General features: G+C 68.5%; 13 protein-coding genes. 7 read left to right on the top strand and 6 right to left on the bottom strand.

Annotated features, from left to right (window positions below):
- Positions 1 to 19: 19 nt before the first annotated feature.
- Complete coding sequence (locus tag HMJ39_RS10510; protein ID WP_194297267.1) at positions 20 to 589, bottom strand: pyridoxamine 5'-phosphate oxidase family protein; 570 nt, start codon at positions 587 to 589, stop codon at positions 20 to 22.
- Between the two features lie 242 nt (positions 590 to 831).
- On the opposite strand from HMJ39_RS10510, the gene trpE reads away from it, so the two are divergent.
- From trpE to trpC, 4 genes are read left to right on the top strand one after another with little or no spacing between them, the layout of a single operon-like run.
- Positions 832 to 2322, top strand: coding sequence for an anthranilate synthase component I (gene trpE, locus HMJ39_RS10505; RefSeq protein WP_194297266.1), 1491 nt, complete (start codon positions 832 to 834; stop codon positions 2320 to 2322).
- Positions 2322 to 2912, top strand: a complete 591-nt coding sequence (locus HMJ39_RS10500) for an anthranilate synthase component II (RefSeq protein ID WP_194297265.1) — start codon at positions 2322 to 2324, stop codon at positions 2910 to 2912. The genes trpE and HMJ39_RS10500 overlap by 1 nt, the downstream gene beginning before the upstream one ends.
- On the top strand, positions 2909 to 3952 hold the full coding sequence (gene trpD, locus HMJ39_RS10495; protein ID WP_194297264.1) for an anthranilate phosphoribosyltransferase: 1044 nt from the start codon (positions 2909 to 2911) through the stop codon (positions 3950 to 3952). Before HMJ39_RS10500 ends, trpD begins: the two co-directional genes overlap by 4 nt.
- Before the next feature lie 8 nt (positions 3953 to 3960).
- Complete coding sequence (gene trpC / locus HMJ39_RS10490) at positions 3961 to 4752, top strand: indole-3-glycerol phosphate synthase TrpC (RefSeq protein ID WP_194297263.1); 792 nt, start codon at positions 3961 to 3963, stop codon at positions 4750 to 4752.
- 1 nt (position 4753) lies between these two features.
- Here trpC and HMJ39_RS10485 read toward each other — a convergent pair whose 3' ends face one another.
- Both HMJ39_RS10485 and crp read right to left on the bottom strand, forming a co-directional pair.
- Positions 4754 to 7426, bottom strand: a complete 2673-nt coding sequence (locus tag HMJ39_RS10485; RefSeq protein WP_194297262.1) for a CehA/McbA family metallohydrolase — start codon at positions 7424 to 7426, stop codon at positions 4754 to 4756.
- Positions 7427 to 7558: 132 nt separating this feature from the next.
- Positions 7559 to 8188, bottom strand: a complete 630-nt coding sequence (gene crp / locus HMJ39_RS10480; protein ID WP_138772954.1) for a cAMP-activated global transcriptional regulator CRP — start codon at positions 8186 to 8188, stop codon at positions 7559 to 7561.
- A 232-nt stretch (positions 8189 to 8420) separates the two neighbouring features.
- Between crp and HMJ39_RS10475 the strand changes: the two genes are divergently transcribed.
- Positions 8421 to 8840, top strand: coding sequence for an OsmC family protein (locus tag HMJ39_RS10475; RefSeq protein WP_161384122.1), 420 nt, complete (start codon positions 8421 to 8423; stop codon positions 8838 to 8840).
- A gap of 33 nt (positions 8841 to 8873) precedes the next feature.
- Positions 8874 to 9677, top strand: a complete 804-nt coding sequence (speD, locus tag HMJ39_RS10470) for an adenosylmethionine decarboxylase (RefSeq protein ID WP_194297261.1) — start codon at positions 8874 to 8876, stop codon at positions 9675 to 9677.
- Between the two features lie 164 nt (positions 9678 to 9841).
- On the opposite strand, the gene coq7 is transcribed toward speD, so the two are convergent.
- The gene (coq7, locus tag HMJ39_RS10465) at positions 9842 to 10492 is read right to left on the bottom strand and encodes a 2-polyprenyl-3-methyl-6-methoxy-1,4-benzoquinone monooxygenase (protein WP_194297260.1); all 651 of its coding nucleotides are present in this window, start codon (positions 10490 to 10492) and stop codon (positions 9842 to 9844) included.
- 69 nt (positions 10493 to 10561) lie between these two features.
- Between coq7 and HMJ39_RS10460 the strand changes: the two genes are divergently transcribed.
- Entirely contained in the window at positions 10562 to 11605 is a 1044-nt protein-coding gene (locus HMJ39_RS10460; protein ID WP_194297259.1) for an AraC family transcriptional regulator, read from the top strand.
- Here the strand turns inward: HMJ39_RS10460 and HMJ39_RS10455 are convergent.
- The gene (locus HMJ39_RS10455) at positions 11535 to 14360 is read right to left on the bottom strand and encodes a hybrid sensor histidine kinase/response regulator (protein ID WP_194297258.1); all 2826 of its coding nucleotides are present in this window, start codon (positions 14358 to 14360) and stop codon (positions 11535 to 11537) included. The genes HMJ39_RS10460 and HMJ39_RS10455 overlap by 71 nt on opposite strands.
- Complete coding sequence (locus tag HMJ39_RS10450; protein ID WP_228462288.1) at positions 14305 to 15411, bottom strand: cyclic nucleotide-binding domain-containing protein; 1107 nt, start codon at positions 15409 to 15411, stop codon at positions 14305 to 14307. The genes HMJ39_RS10455 and HMJ39_RS10450 overlap by 56 nt, the downstream gene beginning before the upstream one ends.
- Between the last annotated feature and the right edge of the window lie 64 nt (positions 15412 to 15475).

The raw sequence follows: 15475 nt of genomic DNA, 5'->3' as shown, positions 1-15475 counted from the left end.
TCCCGGGGCGTTTGAACGCTCACGGCATCAGGCGCGCGGGGGAGGTGTCGTCGACGCCCTGATAGCGCCAGTGGCGGTGCGGTTCGTCGGCCAGTTCCAGCACGTCCACCCGTTCCGCCTCCAGCACCAGAATGGAAAAATCCTCGGCGATGCGCGGTGCCGGTTCCGGCGGCGGGCCCTGATGAACGCTGCCCGGCGGCGGGCCATGGAAGCGGGCCCGGTCGGCGTCGCCGATCCGTTCCCACAGGCGCTGGCAGTCGTCCGGGTGGTTCTCCGGCAGCAGCAGGCGAATCGGGCCGCGAAAGCGCCATTGAACGCGGCTGGTGAGGTCGTACCAGCAGGCCTCGGCCCGGGGCGCGCCGTCGCTGGCGCGGCGCTGGCGGCGCAGTTCGGTGACCTTGTCGCTGCGCAGGTCGGTGGTGAACCACAGGCCGGCGCCGTGGCGCTCGCGCAGGGTCAGGGTACGGCAGCGGGCGCCATCGGCGGCCACCGTGGCCAGCTGCATGAAACAATGGGGCGCGGCGGCCCGGGTGGCGTCGAACCAGTCGGTCCAGGAGTGCGGTTGTGTCATGGCGCCCAGTATGGGCATCGTGACGGCGCCACGCCATTGGCATTTGACCGTTTCGCGGGCTAGAATCCGGACACTGTCGCTTTTGCTCAGGATGTTCGCGGTGATCCACCCCAGATCAAACAATCCGCTGCCTGCCTTCTCTCCCGCCCGCTGGCGATGGTGACGCTTGCCCTCGCGCGCCGCTCGCGGCGTGTCCGCCGATAACGGCGACCCTTTGTTTTCGCTACAATCCGACACCTGAATAAGAACCGGGGACCACCATGTCACCAAATCTGGACGATGCCGCCCGCCAGGGCTATACCCGCGTACCCGTGGTACGCGAAGTACTGGCGGATCTGGACACGCCGCTGTCCGCCTACCGCAAACTGGCCGCCGGCCCCTACAGCTACCTGTTCGAATCCGTGCAGGGCGGTGAGCGCTGGGGGCGTTATTCCATCATCGGGCTGCCGGCCCGGGAAGTGGTGCGCATCACCGGCTCCCATATCGTGGTGGACGGCGAGGCCGGCCGCGAGGAATTCGACCGTGACGACCCGATCGCCTGGATCGAGGAGTACCGCCAGCGCTACCGGACCCCGGACGTGCCCGGCCTGCCGCGCTTCAACGGCGGCCTGGTGGGCTATTTCGGCTACGACAGCGTGCGCTACTTCGAGCCGCGTCTGGGGCCGGCGCCCGGCGAGGACGTGCTCGGCGTGCCGGACATCCTGCTGATGCGCTCCGAGGAAGTGGTGGTGTTCGACAATCTGCGCGGCAGCCTTTTCCTGGTGGTGCACGTGGACCCGGCGGAGGAGGGCGCCCGGGCCGGCGCCGAGGCGCGTCTGGACGAGCTGCAGCGCAAGCTGCGCGCCCCCCTGCCGGAGCCGGAGCACCGCGTGTACGGCGCGCCGGTGGACGAGAACGATTTCGTCTCCGAGTTTCCCCGCGACCGGCACGCCGCGGCGGTGGAGAAAATCCGCGAGTACATCCTCGCCGGCGACGTCATGCAGGTGGTGCCGGCCCAGCGCATGAGCTGTGACTTCCCGGCTCCGGCCATGGACCTGTACCGGGCGCTGCGCTATCTGAACCCGTCGCCCTACATGTTCTATCTGGACCTGGATGACTTCCACATCGCCGGTTCCTCGCCGGAGATCCTGACCCGGGTGGAGGACGACACCGTCACGGTGCGGCCCATCGCCGGCACCCGCAAGCGCGGCGCCACCCCGGAGCGCGACAAGGCGCTGGAGGAGGAACTGCTGGCCGATCCCAAGGAGCGCGCCGAGCACCTGATGCTGATCGATCTGGGCCGCAACGACGTGGGGCGGGTGGCCGAGCCCGGCCAGGTGCGCGTTACCGGCAACATGGAGATCGAGCGCTACTCCCACGTGATGCACATCGTTTCCAACGTGGAAGGCACCCTGCGCAAGGACCTGGGTCCCCTGGAGGTGCTGGCCGCCACCTTCCCGGCGGGCACTCTGAGCGGCGCGCCGAAGATTCGCGCCATGGAGATCATCGACGAGCTGGAGCCCACCAAGCGCGGTGTCTACGGCGGCGCGGTGGGCTACATCGGCTTCAACGACGACATGGACATGGCCATCGCCATCCGCACCGCGGTGGTCAAGGACGGCCGGCTGTACGTGCAGGCCGGCGGCGGCATCGTCGCCGATTCGGTGCCCGATCTGGAGTGGAAGGAGACCATGAACAAGGCGCGCGCCGTGTTCCGCGCCGTGAACATGGCCCTGGGCGGCCTCGACCTGCAGACCCCGGAGGGCAAGTAATGCGCGTGCTGATGATCGACAACTACGACAGCTTTACCTACAACCTGGTGCAGTACCTGCAGGAGCTGGGCGCGGAGGTGCTGGTGCACCGCAATGACCGCATCGACCTGGCCGGCATGGAAGCCCTGGACGCCGACCGGCTGATGATCTCCCCCGGCCCGTGCACGCCCAACGAGGCGGGCATCTCGGTGGAGGCGATCCGCCATTTCGCCGGCAAGCTGCCGATTCTCGGCGTGTGCCTGGGCCACCAGGCCCTGGGCCAGGCGTTCGGCGGCAAGGTGGTGCGCGCGCGCACGGTGATGCACGGCAAGACCTCGCCGGTGCATCATACCGGCCAGGGGGTGTTCCGCGGCCTGCCCAGTCCCTACGTGGCCACCCGCTACCATTCCCTGGTGGTGGACAAGGCGACCCTGCCGGGCTGTTTCGAGATCACCGCCTGGACCGAGGATGACAACGGCGACATGGACGAAATCATGGGCATGCGCCACAAGGACCTGCCCCTGGAAGGCGTCCAGTACCATCCGGAGTCGATTCTGACCGAGCACGGCCATGACCTGCTGAACAACTTCCTGAAGGGGGAAAGCGCATGAACATCAAGGAAGCCCTGGCCACCGTGGTGGACCACATCGACCTGTCCACGGAGCAGATGCGGGACGTGATGCGCGAGATCATGACCGGCGGCGCCAGCGACGCCCAGATCGGCGGCTTCCTGGTCGGCCTGCGCATGAAAAGCGAGTCCTTGGACGAGATCACCGGCGCCGCCATGGTGATGCGTGAACTGGTCACCCCGGTGGTGGTGGAGAACCGCCGCCACCTGGTGGACATCGTCGGCACCGGCGGCGACGGCGCCAACCTGTTCAACGTGTCCACCGCCAGCGCCTTCGTGGCCGCCGCCGCCGGCTGCCGGGTGGCCAAGCACGGCAACCGCTCGGTGAGCTCGAAAAGCGGCTCCTCGGACCTGCTGGAGGCCGCCGGCATCCGCCTGGATCTGACCCCGGCGGAAATCGCCCAGTGCGTGGACGGCGTGGGCGTGGGCTTCATGTTCGCCCCGGCCCACCACGGCGCCATGAAGTACGCCATCGGTCCGCGCAAGGAGCTGGGCATGCGCACCCTGTTCAACATCCTCGGGCCGATGACCAACCCGGCCGGCGTGCGCCGCCTGGTGGTGGGGGTGTTCTCCGACAAACTGTGCCGGCCCATGGCCGAGGTGATGGGCCGCCTGGGCGCCGAGCACGTGATGGTGGTGCACGGCCTGGACGGCCTCGACGAGATCAGCCTGGCCGGCAAGACCCATGTGGCCGAGTTCAAGGATGGCGAGGTCAGTGAATACACACTGACGCCGGAGCAGGTGGGCATCGATTCCGCCTCCCTGGTGGGCCTGGACGTCACCGACCCGGAGGCCTCCCTGGCGCTGATCCGCGACGCCTTCGGCAAGCGCCGGGGCGAACACGCCGCCAAGGCCGCCGACATGATCACCCTCAACGCCGGCGCCGCCATCTATGTGGCCGGTGTCACCCGCACCCTGGAAGAAGGGGTTCGGATGGCGGAGGATCTGGTTCACAATGGCGAGGCGGCGGAACGCATGCGCGAACTGGCGCAATTCACATTCGCCCTCAAAGAGGAGGTGTAGAGCCAGCCATGAGCGAGACCATCCTGGACCGGATCATCGAACGCAAGCGCGCGGAAATTCACGCGGGCCAGCAGCACTACACGATCGGCGACTTCGAGGCCATGGCGGAGAACCAGGGCAAGGCCCGGGGTTTCGCCGCCGCCCTCTACCGCAGCGTCGCCGAGCACCGTCCGGCGGTGATCGCCGAGATCAAGAAGGCCTCGCCCAGCAAGGGCGTGATCCGCGAGGACTTCGACCCGGTGGACATCGCCCGGCGCTATGAGGAAGCCGGCGCCAGCGCGCTGTCGGTGCTCACCGACGAGGAGTTCTTCCAGGGCCATGAGGACTACCTGCGCGCCGCCCGCAACGCGGTGACGCTGCCGGTGCTGCGCAAGGATTTCATGATCGATCCGTGGCAGATCTTCCAGAGCCGGGCGATGGGCGCCGACGCCGTGTTGTTGATCGTCGCGGCGCTGTCCGACGCCCAGCTTGATGAGCTTTATCACGCCGCCCAGCGGGCCGGTTGCGATGTGCTGGTGGAAGTGCATTCGGCGGAGGAACTGGAGCGGGCCATGAAGCTCAATATCGAGCTGGTGGGCATCAACAACCGGGACCTGCGCACCTTCGAGACCCGGCTGGACACCAGCCTGAGCCTGGCCGACGAGGTGCCCGCCGACCGGCTGGTGATCACCGAAAGCGGCATCCATTCCCGCGAGGACGTGCGCCTGATGCGCGACAACGGCATCAACGGCTTCCTGGTGGGCGAGGCCTTCATGAAGGCCGGCGACCCGGGCGCCGCGCTCAAGGCCCTGTTCTTCTGACTCAGGGGTGCCGGTGGTCGTGGTCCGGCTCGGCCAGGTCCTCCAGCGCTCCCCGTTCCCGCCAATAATCCCGCCACTGGCCGACGGTGCCGCCGGGCAGGCTGTGGGTGCGCGCCATGGCGGTGGGACTGTCCCCCACCGGCGCCGTGGCGCGGTGAAGCACTCGCCAGGTGGCGTCCCGCTGCGGCGCCGCTCCCCGGTCCGAAGCGAACACCAGATGGGCGCCGGCCAGCCTCGGCCAGACGCCGTTGCCGGTGCCGGACAGCCGTCGCGCGTCGGCCCAGCCGTTCTCCGCCGTCCAGCGGCTGCCCCATATCCGGTGCCGCCAATCGGCGTCGCGGGTGTCCATCCAGGCCGCCAGCACGGTGCCGTCCGGGGCCCGGCCCAGGGCCGGGCGCTGGCTCATGGCGTCGTCGTTGCGCCCCACCAGTAGCGGTGACGACCAGCTCAGGCCGCCGTCCTCGGAGACGCTGGCGAAGATGGCGCTGTTGACCCCGGAGCTGTTCAGCACCTTGGCGTCCCAGGCGGCTACCAGCCGTCCCTGGTCGTCGTGGCCCAGCGCCGGGTGACGGTCGGCCAGGGCGTCCTCGGCGAAGGCGTCATCCGGGTCGCCGTTGTTGGAGACGCGCACCGCCGGCGACCAGTCGCCGCTGGCCGGATCACGGCGGCGGGCGAGAATCTCCCAGTTGTCGGGATCGGTGCGGTCGAGGCCTTCCAGGCCGTCGTGGAACCCGGTCTGGCCGGTCCAGCCCGGGTTCACGTCGAAGCGGTTGTCCTGGAAGGCCAGCACCACGGTGTCGTCGTCGAGCACGGTGAGCGCCGGATGCAGGGACGCCGGGTCCCGGGTGGAGCGGGTGTCCAGGCCGTTGCCGGAGTCGCAGGTCTTGTCGGCGGTGAGGTTCTCCGCCTCGCCGTTGAGCCCCACCTGGACGTACAGGTCGAAGCAGCGCCGGCGGTTGTCGCTCCAGGCCAGCACCGGGGTGCCGTCGGCGAGGGCCGCCACCGCCGGGCGGATGGCGCGGTCGCCGCCCAGGGTCAGGGTGTATTCCCGTCCCCAGGTGAGGCCGCCATCCACCGAGGCGCGGGTCAGAATACGCGGGCGGCGGGGAACCTGGCCCTGGCGTTCGTCCTGCCAGATCACCCAGAGGGTGCCGCCGGCGGCGGCGATGCGCGGATAGCGGGCGCCGCCGGCCACGGTATTGAGCACCCTGACGTCCGTGCCGTCACCGCGCCGGAACACCACGTCGGTGCCTTCGGGGCCGTGCCGTTCGGCCACCGTCAGCGGCACGCCGCCTTGGTCCTCGGCCACGTCGGGAAAGCCGGTGAAGCGGCCGCGCTCGCCCAGGGCCAGGGCGGCGTCGTCCTCGATGGTCAGGCTCTCCGGCACGGCGCGTTCGCCCCGTGGCCGAAGCGGCGCGCCGGTGCGCATGAACAGCGGCGAGGTCAGCCCCTTGCGCACCCCGGCCAGGGTGGTCAGCTCGGCGTACACCCAGAACGGCCCGGGGCGGTCGGGGCGGGTGATCACCGTGTTGAAGGTCTGGTCGGCGCGGCCGGCGATGAACTCGGCCACCGCGCCGACGCGCCGGCCCGGCGCCGTGTACAGGCGCAGCCGATGGCCGAAGCCGCCCCGCACCCGCAGGCGCAGCGCCAACCCGCCGCCGGGTGGCACCGCCACGGCGTCGCCGGGCAGCGCCTCGAACACGCCGTCGCCCTGGGCATCCGCCTCCAGGGTCAGCAGGGGTGCCAGCGGGCCGCCGTCACCGAGAACCGTATGGCCGGCGCGCAGCCCCGCCAGGATGCCGGCCTCGCCGCGGGTAGCGGCGAACACATGGGTCTTCACCGTGCCGGGGCCGAAACCGATCGGCCACAGTTCCCGGAAGTGATTGTCGGAACTGGCGGTGATGCCGGTTTCCCAACCCCGGTTCCAGCGGCTTTCCGCGTAGGTGAGCTGGGCGTCGATATCCTGGGCCACGTTCCAGACCTCGATCAGGTCCACCCCCTGGGTGCTGGCGTGGTCGTTGGGCACGCCGTCGTCGCCGGTCCAGTCCCGGTCCGGATGGTTGGTCTGCATCACCGCGCCCTGGCCATGGGCGTCCCACAGGCTTTGCTGGGTGGGACGGTGCTCCGCGCCGGAGGACGGACTGGCGCCGTCGAGGATGGTGTCGGTGGCGCCCAGGATATTGGCGTGGGGGCGGCCGTTGGCCTCCTCGCCGGGAATCAGCAGCAACCGGTCGGAGGTCCACAGCGGGTCCCAGTGCTGATCGTAGGTGCGGTGGTCGGTGAGCGCCAGAAAGTCCAGGTCCTGGCGGCGGGCCTGGCCGATCTGGTCGCTCACCGCCATGTTGCCGGGCAGGGCGTCATCACTGGCCTGGCGCCAGATCGAGCCGTCCGAGGAATGGTCGCTGTGCACATGGGTATCGGTGGCCAGCCACTCGCCCCGGGGCGCGGCCCGGGATGGCGCGGGTGGCTCGCCGTTGTCCCAGTGGGAATCGAACCAGGCGGTTTCCGGAGGAGCGGGCGGATCCGGAAGCTCCGGCCCGTCCGGCTGGTTGGCGACGGGGCCGGCGGCGTTGCCGCCACCGCCGCCGCCACCGCAGGCGGCCAGCATGACAATCAGGCAGAGTAGCGCCGGCGCCTGGTGCCGGCGGGTATGGCGAGGTTTGGAAGCAGTCACCGGAGCCCCTTTTTGCAGTGCGAATGGACGCGCGTCCAAGGACGGCGACCGGCACTTTAGGGGGCGGATATGACCGCCCGGCGACGTGTCGGTGGGGACTTTGTGGTGTCCGGGTAACTCGCTCGTAACCGGTCAGCGGGTGCCGTACACCACCATGGTTTTGCCCTTGACGGACACCAGGCCCTGCTCTTCCAGGTTCTTGAGCACCCGGCCCACCATTTCCCGGGAGCAGCCGACGATGCGGCCGATTTCCTGGCGGGTGACCTTGATCTGCATGCCGTCCGGATGGGTCATGGCGTCGGGCTGCTTGCACAAATCCAGCAGCGTGCCGGCGACCCGGCCGGTGACGTCCAGGAACGCCAGATCGCCGACCTTGCGGGTGGTGGCGCGCAGACGGCCGGCGATCTGGGCGGAGACGGCGAACAGGATGTCGGCGTCCTCGCGGGTCAGCTGGCGGAACTTGGCGTAGCTGACCTCGGCCACCTCGCACTCGGTTTTCGCCTTGACCCAGGCGGAACGGGACGGCTCCGCCTCGAACAGGCCCATTTCCCCGAAGAAGTCCCCGGCGTTCAGGTAAGCCATGATCATCTCGCGACCATCGTCGTCCTCGATCATGACGGTCACCGAACCCTTGAGGATGTAATAAAGGGCGTCCGACTCATCACCCGCGTAGATGATGGTACTTTTCGCCGGGTATTTTCGCCGGTGACAATTGGCGAGAAACCGATCCAGGTTTGGGATTATCTTATTTCCGTCGCTCATGGGCACTCTTTGCTTAATAAGGCGTTGCTGTAGCAGGCACGTTGCTGGGGCCGGAAAAAAGTAGTAGCAACTTAAGCTAAGGGAGTTTGCCTTTTTTTCACGTGGCTGCCAAGGGACACGTCGCACAGTCTGCCGTTTCCCGCCATGCCGCGCCACGCGCGGGCTATGGCGCCGCCCCGGGGTATGGTAGTCTGCGCGACCATTCCGGGATGGCCCGATCAGGAGAACGCGAATGAAAGCGGTGGTTGAATGGCAGGGTGACGTCTGCTTCGAGGCGGAATCCGGCACCGGACATAAAATCCTCATGGACGGGCCGCCGGACCATGGTGGCCGGAACCGGGGCGCGCGGCCCATGGAAACCGTCCTGATGGGCCTGGGCGGCTGCTCCAGCTTCGACGTGGTGCACATCCTCGGCAAGGCCCGCCAGGACGTGACCGCCTGCCGCTGCGAACTGAGCGCCGAACGCGCCGAGGACGAGATTCCCGCCGTTTTTACCAAGATCCACCTGCATTTCGTGATCGCCGGTCACGGCCTCAAGGAAAATCACGTCAAACGGGCGGTGGAGCTGTCGGCCGAAAAATACTGCTCCGCCGCCATCATGCTCAGCCGTGGTGGCGTCGAGGTCACCCACAGCTATAGCATTGAGTCCTGAAAACGCGGTAGCACTGGTCAGCGGGGAAACGCCGTGGTGAAAGATCCCAATCCCAAGATTTCGGTCCATGGTTTCAACAACCTGACCAAATCCCTGAGTTTCAACATTTTCGACATCGCTTACGCGAAGACCGAGCAACACCGCAAGGAGTACATTGAGTACATCGATGAACTCTACAACGCCGAGCGGCTCACCGAGATCCTCACCAATGTGACCCGGATTATTGGTGCCAATATTCTTAATATCGCGCGCCAGGACTATGATCCCCAGGGCGCCAGCGTGACCATGCTGATCGCCGAGCACGAGACCCCGCCCTCCGGCGAGGACTGGGACGAGGAAGCGCCGGGGCCGCTGCCGGATTCCGTGGTGGCGCACCTCAACAAGAGCCACGTGACCGTGCATACCTATCCGGAATCGCATCCGGACAACGGCATCTCCACCTTCCGGGTGGATGTGGACGTGTCCACCTGCGGGGTGATTTCACCGTTGCGCGCGCTCAATTACCTGATTCACAGCTTCGACTCGGACATCGTTACCATCGATTACCGGGTGCGCGGCATGACCCGGGATCTGGACGGCACCAAGCACTACATCGATCACGACATCAACTCGATCCAGAACTTCCTCACCGAGGATACCCAGAACGCCTATCAGATGATCGACGTGAACGTGTACCAGGAGAACATCTTCCACACCAAGATGTTGCTCAAGGACTTCGATCTGAACAATTATCTGTTCGGCGCCGGCAGTGACGAGTTCGACGACCACGAGCTCAAGGACATCCGCGACCGTCTGCAGACGGAAATGCTGGAAATCTTCTACAGCCGCAACCTGTGAAGAAAGCAGTTAACAGTGAATAAGTAACAGTTAACAGCGCGCGGAGTTGGCTTGCGGGTGCTCAAACGCTGAGGCCGCGTTCCCGGGTGGGGCGCGGCCTCATGCGTTCCGAGCCGGCACGGCCTTGCCCGCGCCGCTGTTAACTGTTCACTCTTAACCGTTCACTAGATTCTGTAGGTGGTGAAGGTCATCATCTTGCTCATTGCCGTCATCGCGCCGCGCACCGGCGGTGGCAGGGGGGCGCCGCCGGCGTCGCTGGCGGTGACCGCGTGCTTGAGCTCGTCGCTGCGCATCTGGGTGAGGATGGCGCGGCTGCGGCGGTCACGCTCGGGCAGCCGCTGCAGATGGTCCTCCAGGTGTCGCACCACCTGATTCTCCGTTTCCGCCACGAAGCCCAGGCTCCAGCGGTCCCCGGCCAGGCCGGCGCCGGCGCCCAAGGCGTAGCTCATGGCGTAGAAGATCGGGTTGAGACGGCTGGGCACGCCGCCCAGCTCGCGGATGCGGTCCTCGCACCAGGCGAGATGGTCCTCTTCTTCCCGGGCGGCTTCCTCCATGGCGTGGCGCACATGGGGCAGGGTGGCGGTGCTGGCCTGGCCCTGATAGAGGCCCTGGGCGCACACCTCGCCGGTGTGGTTGATGCGCATCAGACCGGTGATGTGACGGCGTTCCGGAGCGGACAACGGCCCCTCGTCGCGGGCTTCATCGAGCCCGCTGGGCTGGCGCTCGGCCCGCGCCGAACCCGGCGTCAGGGTGCGCATGGCGTGGTCCACCCGGCTCAGCAGGCGGTCCAGGGGGGAGAGCTGTCGTTCGGTCATGGCCGGCCTCCGGTGCGATCGTGACGGCATGCTAGCATACGGCTTTCCGAAGCACAGTGAAGAGGCGCCATGGCGGTGATCGACCTGCATCAGGCGGCCGGCGACGAACGCAGCCTGTCGGCCGCTTTCGTGGACTCGGTGTTGCCGGACCTGCTCGCCCACTACGGGCTGGAGCGGGGAGCGGTGCTGGAGCAGGCCGGCATCGACCCGGCCGTGTTCCAGGACCCGGGCCGGCTGCTGCCGCTGCTGGACGTGATGCGTCTGTTCCTGGTGATTCTGGACGCCTGCGGCGACCCGGGCCTGGGGTTCGAGGTGGGCCGGCGGGTACGGCCGCGCTCCTATCAGGTGCTCGGCTACGTGATTCTCGCCAGCCGCGACCTGGACGAGGCCATTGCCCGGCTGATGCGCTTCGAGAAGCTGTCCGGCAACCTGGGCCGCACCGAGCGCCACGACGGCGACACCGAGGTCCGCCTGGAGTGGCACTGCCCGGTGGAGGGGGAGCCGGCGCGCTTCGTGCGCGAGGCGGCGATCACCGGCTGGGTTACCTTCATGCGGCCGCTGATGCCGGCGGACGCGGCGCCCCTGGAAGTCTGTTTCCGCCACCCGGCGCCGCCGGACGCGGAGCGCTACCAGGCGGCGCTGGGGGCGCCGGTGCGCTTCGCCGCCGATTTCGACGGCGTGCGCCTGGCGCCGGAGTTGCTGGCGGCGCCCCTGCGCAGCGCCGACCCGGGCCTGGGGCGCATGATGGAGCGCGAGGCCCGCGCCCTGCTGGCGGACTTCGACGCCCACGGCAATCTGGTCAGTCGGGCCCGGGCCGCGCTGTACCGGCGGCTGAGCGCCGGGGAGCCGTCCATCGAGGGCGTCGCCGCGGACCTGGGCCTGGCGCCGCGCACCTTGCAGGACCGGTTGCGTCGTCAGGGCCAGCCCTACCAGGAGGTGCTCGACGGGTTGCGCCGCAGCCTGGCGGACATCTACCTGCGCGACCCAGCCCTGAGCCTCACCGAAATCGCCCTGCTGCTGGGGTTCTCCGAGTCCAGCGCCTTCAGTCGCGCCTTTCGTCGCTGGCGGGGGACGTCTCCGGTGGCGTGGCGCCGCCGCCGGAGCCCGACGTAAAGCGCACCAGGGTGTCGCGCAGCACGCTCATCTCCACCGGTTTGGGAATATGGGCGTTCATGCCCGAGGCCAGGCTGCGTTCCCGGTGCTCGCGCAGAATATGGGCGGTGAGCGCCACGATCGGCACCGGGGCGAGGCCGTGGCGGCGCTCGTGCTCGCGGATCCGGCGGGTGGCCTCGAAGCCGTCCATTTCCGGCATCTCGCAATCCATCAGGATCAGGTCGTAGCGGCGCTGGCAGGCTTTCTCCAGGGCTTCCTTGCCGTTGGCGGCCAACTCCGGGTCCAGCCCCAGCTTGTTGAGCATGCCGCGGATCACCTTCTGGCTGAGCTTGTGATCCTCCACCACCAGCAGCCGCAGGCCCGGGTCCGGCGCCGCCTGCCGGCGGCCCCGGGGAGAGCGGTGCAGCAGCCCCAGTTCCTCGGCCAGGGCCTGCTTCAGGCGCGGCGCCGATACCGGCTTGGCCAGCACCCGGTGGATACCGGCGTTGCGCGCCTCGGTGCCGTTGGGCGCGTTGTTCACCCCGGTGAGCATGATCAGCGCGGTGGGTTGGGTGATCACCGGGTCCTCATGGATGCGCGCCGCCAGGTCCAGGCCGTTCATGCCGGGCATCAGTTGATCCAGCAGCACCACGTCGTAGGGTTCGTTGATGTTGGCCTGGGTGCGCAGGGAGGCGAGGGCCTCGCGGGGATCGTGGCAGGCGGTGACGCGCATGCCCCAGCTCAGCGCCAGATGGCGGATCACCCGGGTCACCGTGGAGGAGTCGTCCACCACCAGCATGCTGCGCCCCTGCAGCACGGAGCCGTCGGTGTCGGCGCTGTCCGGCGCCGGGTCCAGCGCCGGCAGCGGCAGCACGAACCAGTAGCCGGCGTCGCCGCCGGGCTCGTCGCGCTCGCCGTGGCGGCCATCCATGGCGGCCACCAGCTGTTCGGCGATGGACAGGTTCAGGCCGCTGCTGTCGCGGCGGGCATCCTGCTCGCGCAGCCGGGACAGGGTGCCCGGACGCAGCGCCGAGCCGCTGAATTCGAAACGCACCAGGCCGGCCCGGCCGGTGGGCTCCAGGGAGATGTCGATGATCAGCTCGCCGGGCTGGGCATGGCGGATGAAGGCGCCCAGCAGATTGGTGAGCACCTGGCGCAGCCGGCCCGGGTCGCCCTCAAGGCGCCCCGGCACATTGGTGTGCACATGGGTGATCAGCTCCACCTGCTTTTCCTCGGCGCGCTCGCGGAACAGATCCACCGCGTCCATCAGCAGGTCGTTGGTGTCCAGGGCTTCCCGGTTCAGGTCGGCGCCCTGATCGGAAAGCTGGGAGTATTCGAGCACGTCGTTGATGATCTTGAGCAGGTTGCCGCCGGCATTGCGGATGCCGCTCACGCACTCTTTCTGGTTGGGGGTCAGGGGCGTGTCGTCGAGGATCTCGGCCATGCCGAGGATGCCGCTCAGCGGCGTGCGCACGTCGTGGCCCATGCGCGCCAGGGTTTCCCGGCGGGTGCTGTTCACCGCCTCGGCCACCGCCTGGTCGCGCCGTTGCGCCATGATCAGGCGCTGGCGGCGCAGATACTGGATGCGCAGGCCCACCGCCTGGATGAAGGCGGCCAGGTTGACCGCCACCATGACGCTGAGCACCAGGTCCAGGCCGCCGCCGGTGAGCCCGAACAGGGTCAGACAGGCGAGGATCAGCGGGCTGGCGATCACCAGGCTGGTGAGGAAGTAGAGGCCGCCGAGGGGCGCTTCCCGGTGCCATGCCTGATAGGCCAGCACCAGCATCACCACGGCGGCCACCAGGGCCAGGCCGAAGGCCAGGGTCAGGCCGCGCACCGGCGACAGCCACGGGCCGATCACCAGGCCGGCCACCGCCAGGCCGGAAATCAGCAGCAACAGGCGGTGCAACCAGGGCGCGTAGCGGCGGCTGTCCACGAAGGTGCGGCCCACGCCGCAGGCGCACAGGATCACCGCCATGATCGAGACCAGCTTCAGGCGCGGCAGCCAGGGGCCCCAGAAGGCGCTGTCCGCCAGTTCCCCGGAAACGAACAGCAGCAGCGCCGCCATCGCCACCAGGAAGCCGGCGTGGTAACCGTGGCTGGGGCCGCCGCGCAGGGTGGCCACCAGCACATTGTAGGCGGCCAGGGTCAGCATCATGCCCAGCAGCGCCCAATACAGAATGAAGCCGGCGTCGCCGTTCAGGGCGGAGGCCAGGGTGCCCAGGCGCATGGAGTAGAGCAGCCCGCCCCGGGGATTGACCCGCCAGTAGAACACCCGGGTCTCGCCGGGCGGCAGGTCCACCAGGTAAACCGGGGTATGCAACAGGAAGCGCTCCTCGGCGGTGGCCGGGCGGTGGCCGTCGCCGTCGGGCACGAACAGGGTGCTGTCGTGGTAGTTGCGCGGACCCAGGATCAGCGCGAAGCGCTGCTGATTGCCCAGCTCGTTGCGCACCGCCACGCGGATCCACCAGGGGTGGTCGCTGAGCCCCAGCCGTTCCACGAAGCGGGAGGCGGGCCGGAAGGCGCCCTCGTGGTCGCCGGCGGCCACCCGCGCCACGGAGAGGTCGCCGCCGGGGTCGGGCAGGTATTCCGAGTAAATGGTGATGCGCGCCCGCTCCGGCAGGCTGCTGATCACATAGGGGGGCGGCGGATCGGCGCGGCCCAGGGCCGCCAACAGCAGCAGCAACGCGCCCAGCCACAGGCGCGCCGCGCGGCGCCGGTCACCGGGGCGCGGTGGCCTCGGCGTGCTCCTCGTTCTGGGTATCCCTGTTTTCATTGTCTCCCCGATCCAGCACCAGGGCGTCCAGGCCCGCTTCGGAGAGGATATAGGCTCCCAGCTCACTGCGTCGACCTTCCGCGCACAGGATGTACAGGAATTCCCGTTCCAGGCCGCGGGCCCGTTGGCGCAGTTCGTTGAGCGGCAAGTTGCGGGCGCCGGGAATGGTGTCGTGGCGGGATTCCATGGGCAGACGCACGTCCACCAGCACCACCGCCCGTTCGCCCTCCAGCACCAGGGTGTCCAGGGCGTCCTCGCTGATGCGGCGGATTACCGAGGCCTGCAGAATGGCCTGGAAATCGCTCTTGTCCAGGCACATCAGCTCGCCGTCGCTGGTCATGGTGACGGTGGCGTTGCGCGGCTGGTCGCTGATCAGGGCGTCCTCGCCGAAGAAGCGTCCGGCGCTCAGCGCCGCCAGGGTGTGGGTGCCGGCGGGGGCGGCCCGGGTCACCATGGCCTTGCCGCGCTTGATCACGTAGAAGACGTCGCCGGGCTCGCCTTCCTCCACCACCACCTCGCCGAGGCCCACCTCGCGGGGGCGGAACTTGACGAACAGGGCGTGCAGCTTGGCCGGCGGCACCTGGGCGAACAGGCCGGAGGTAAGCAGGGCGTCCATCCAGTCGCGGTCGTCGGAATCGTCCTCGGGCAGCAGGTCCGGGGCCTGGGTCCAGGCCATCAGCAGATCCAGCTTGTCCCGGTCGATGCCGTACAGAGTGGCGGGTTCGCGGGTGATGGCGTTGACGGTGTGGCGCGGGTAGTTGTCCACGGCCAGGTAGTTTTCGTCGTCGTCGGCGGCGAACGGCCGCACCTGGTAGCCGGCGTCGATCAGATCCAGCTCGCCGTCGACCAGGAACCAGGCCTTGTCGGAGGCCTGGCCGCGTTTGAACAGCAGCCGCCCGGCGGGCAGGCGCTGCACCGTCACCTGGTCGCGGATCTCCGCCAGGTGCGATTCGCTCAGGCCGTCGAACGGGATGAAGTGGCTCAGCCGGCTCATATCGGCGCCGTCGCCGCCACTGGACGGGTGGCGGGTAGCGGACTCGGTGGCGCTCATGGAACTCCCCCTGTTGTTATCGCGGGCCGCCCCCCAGGACGACCGACCATCCACTGTAGGCGCT

The sequence above is a fragment of the Alloalcanivorax profundimaris genome (genome assembly GCF_015265435.1).
GTDB lineage: Bacteria > Pseudomonadota > Gammaproteobacteria > Pseudomonadales > Alcanivoracaceae > Alloalcanivorax > Alloalcanivorax profundimaris.
The sequence above is the reverse complement of the archived record's forward strand: the minus strand, read 5'-3'. Positions and strand labels throughout refer to the sequence as shown.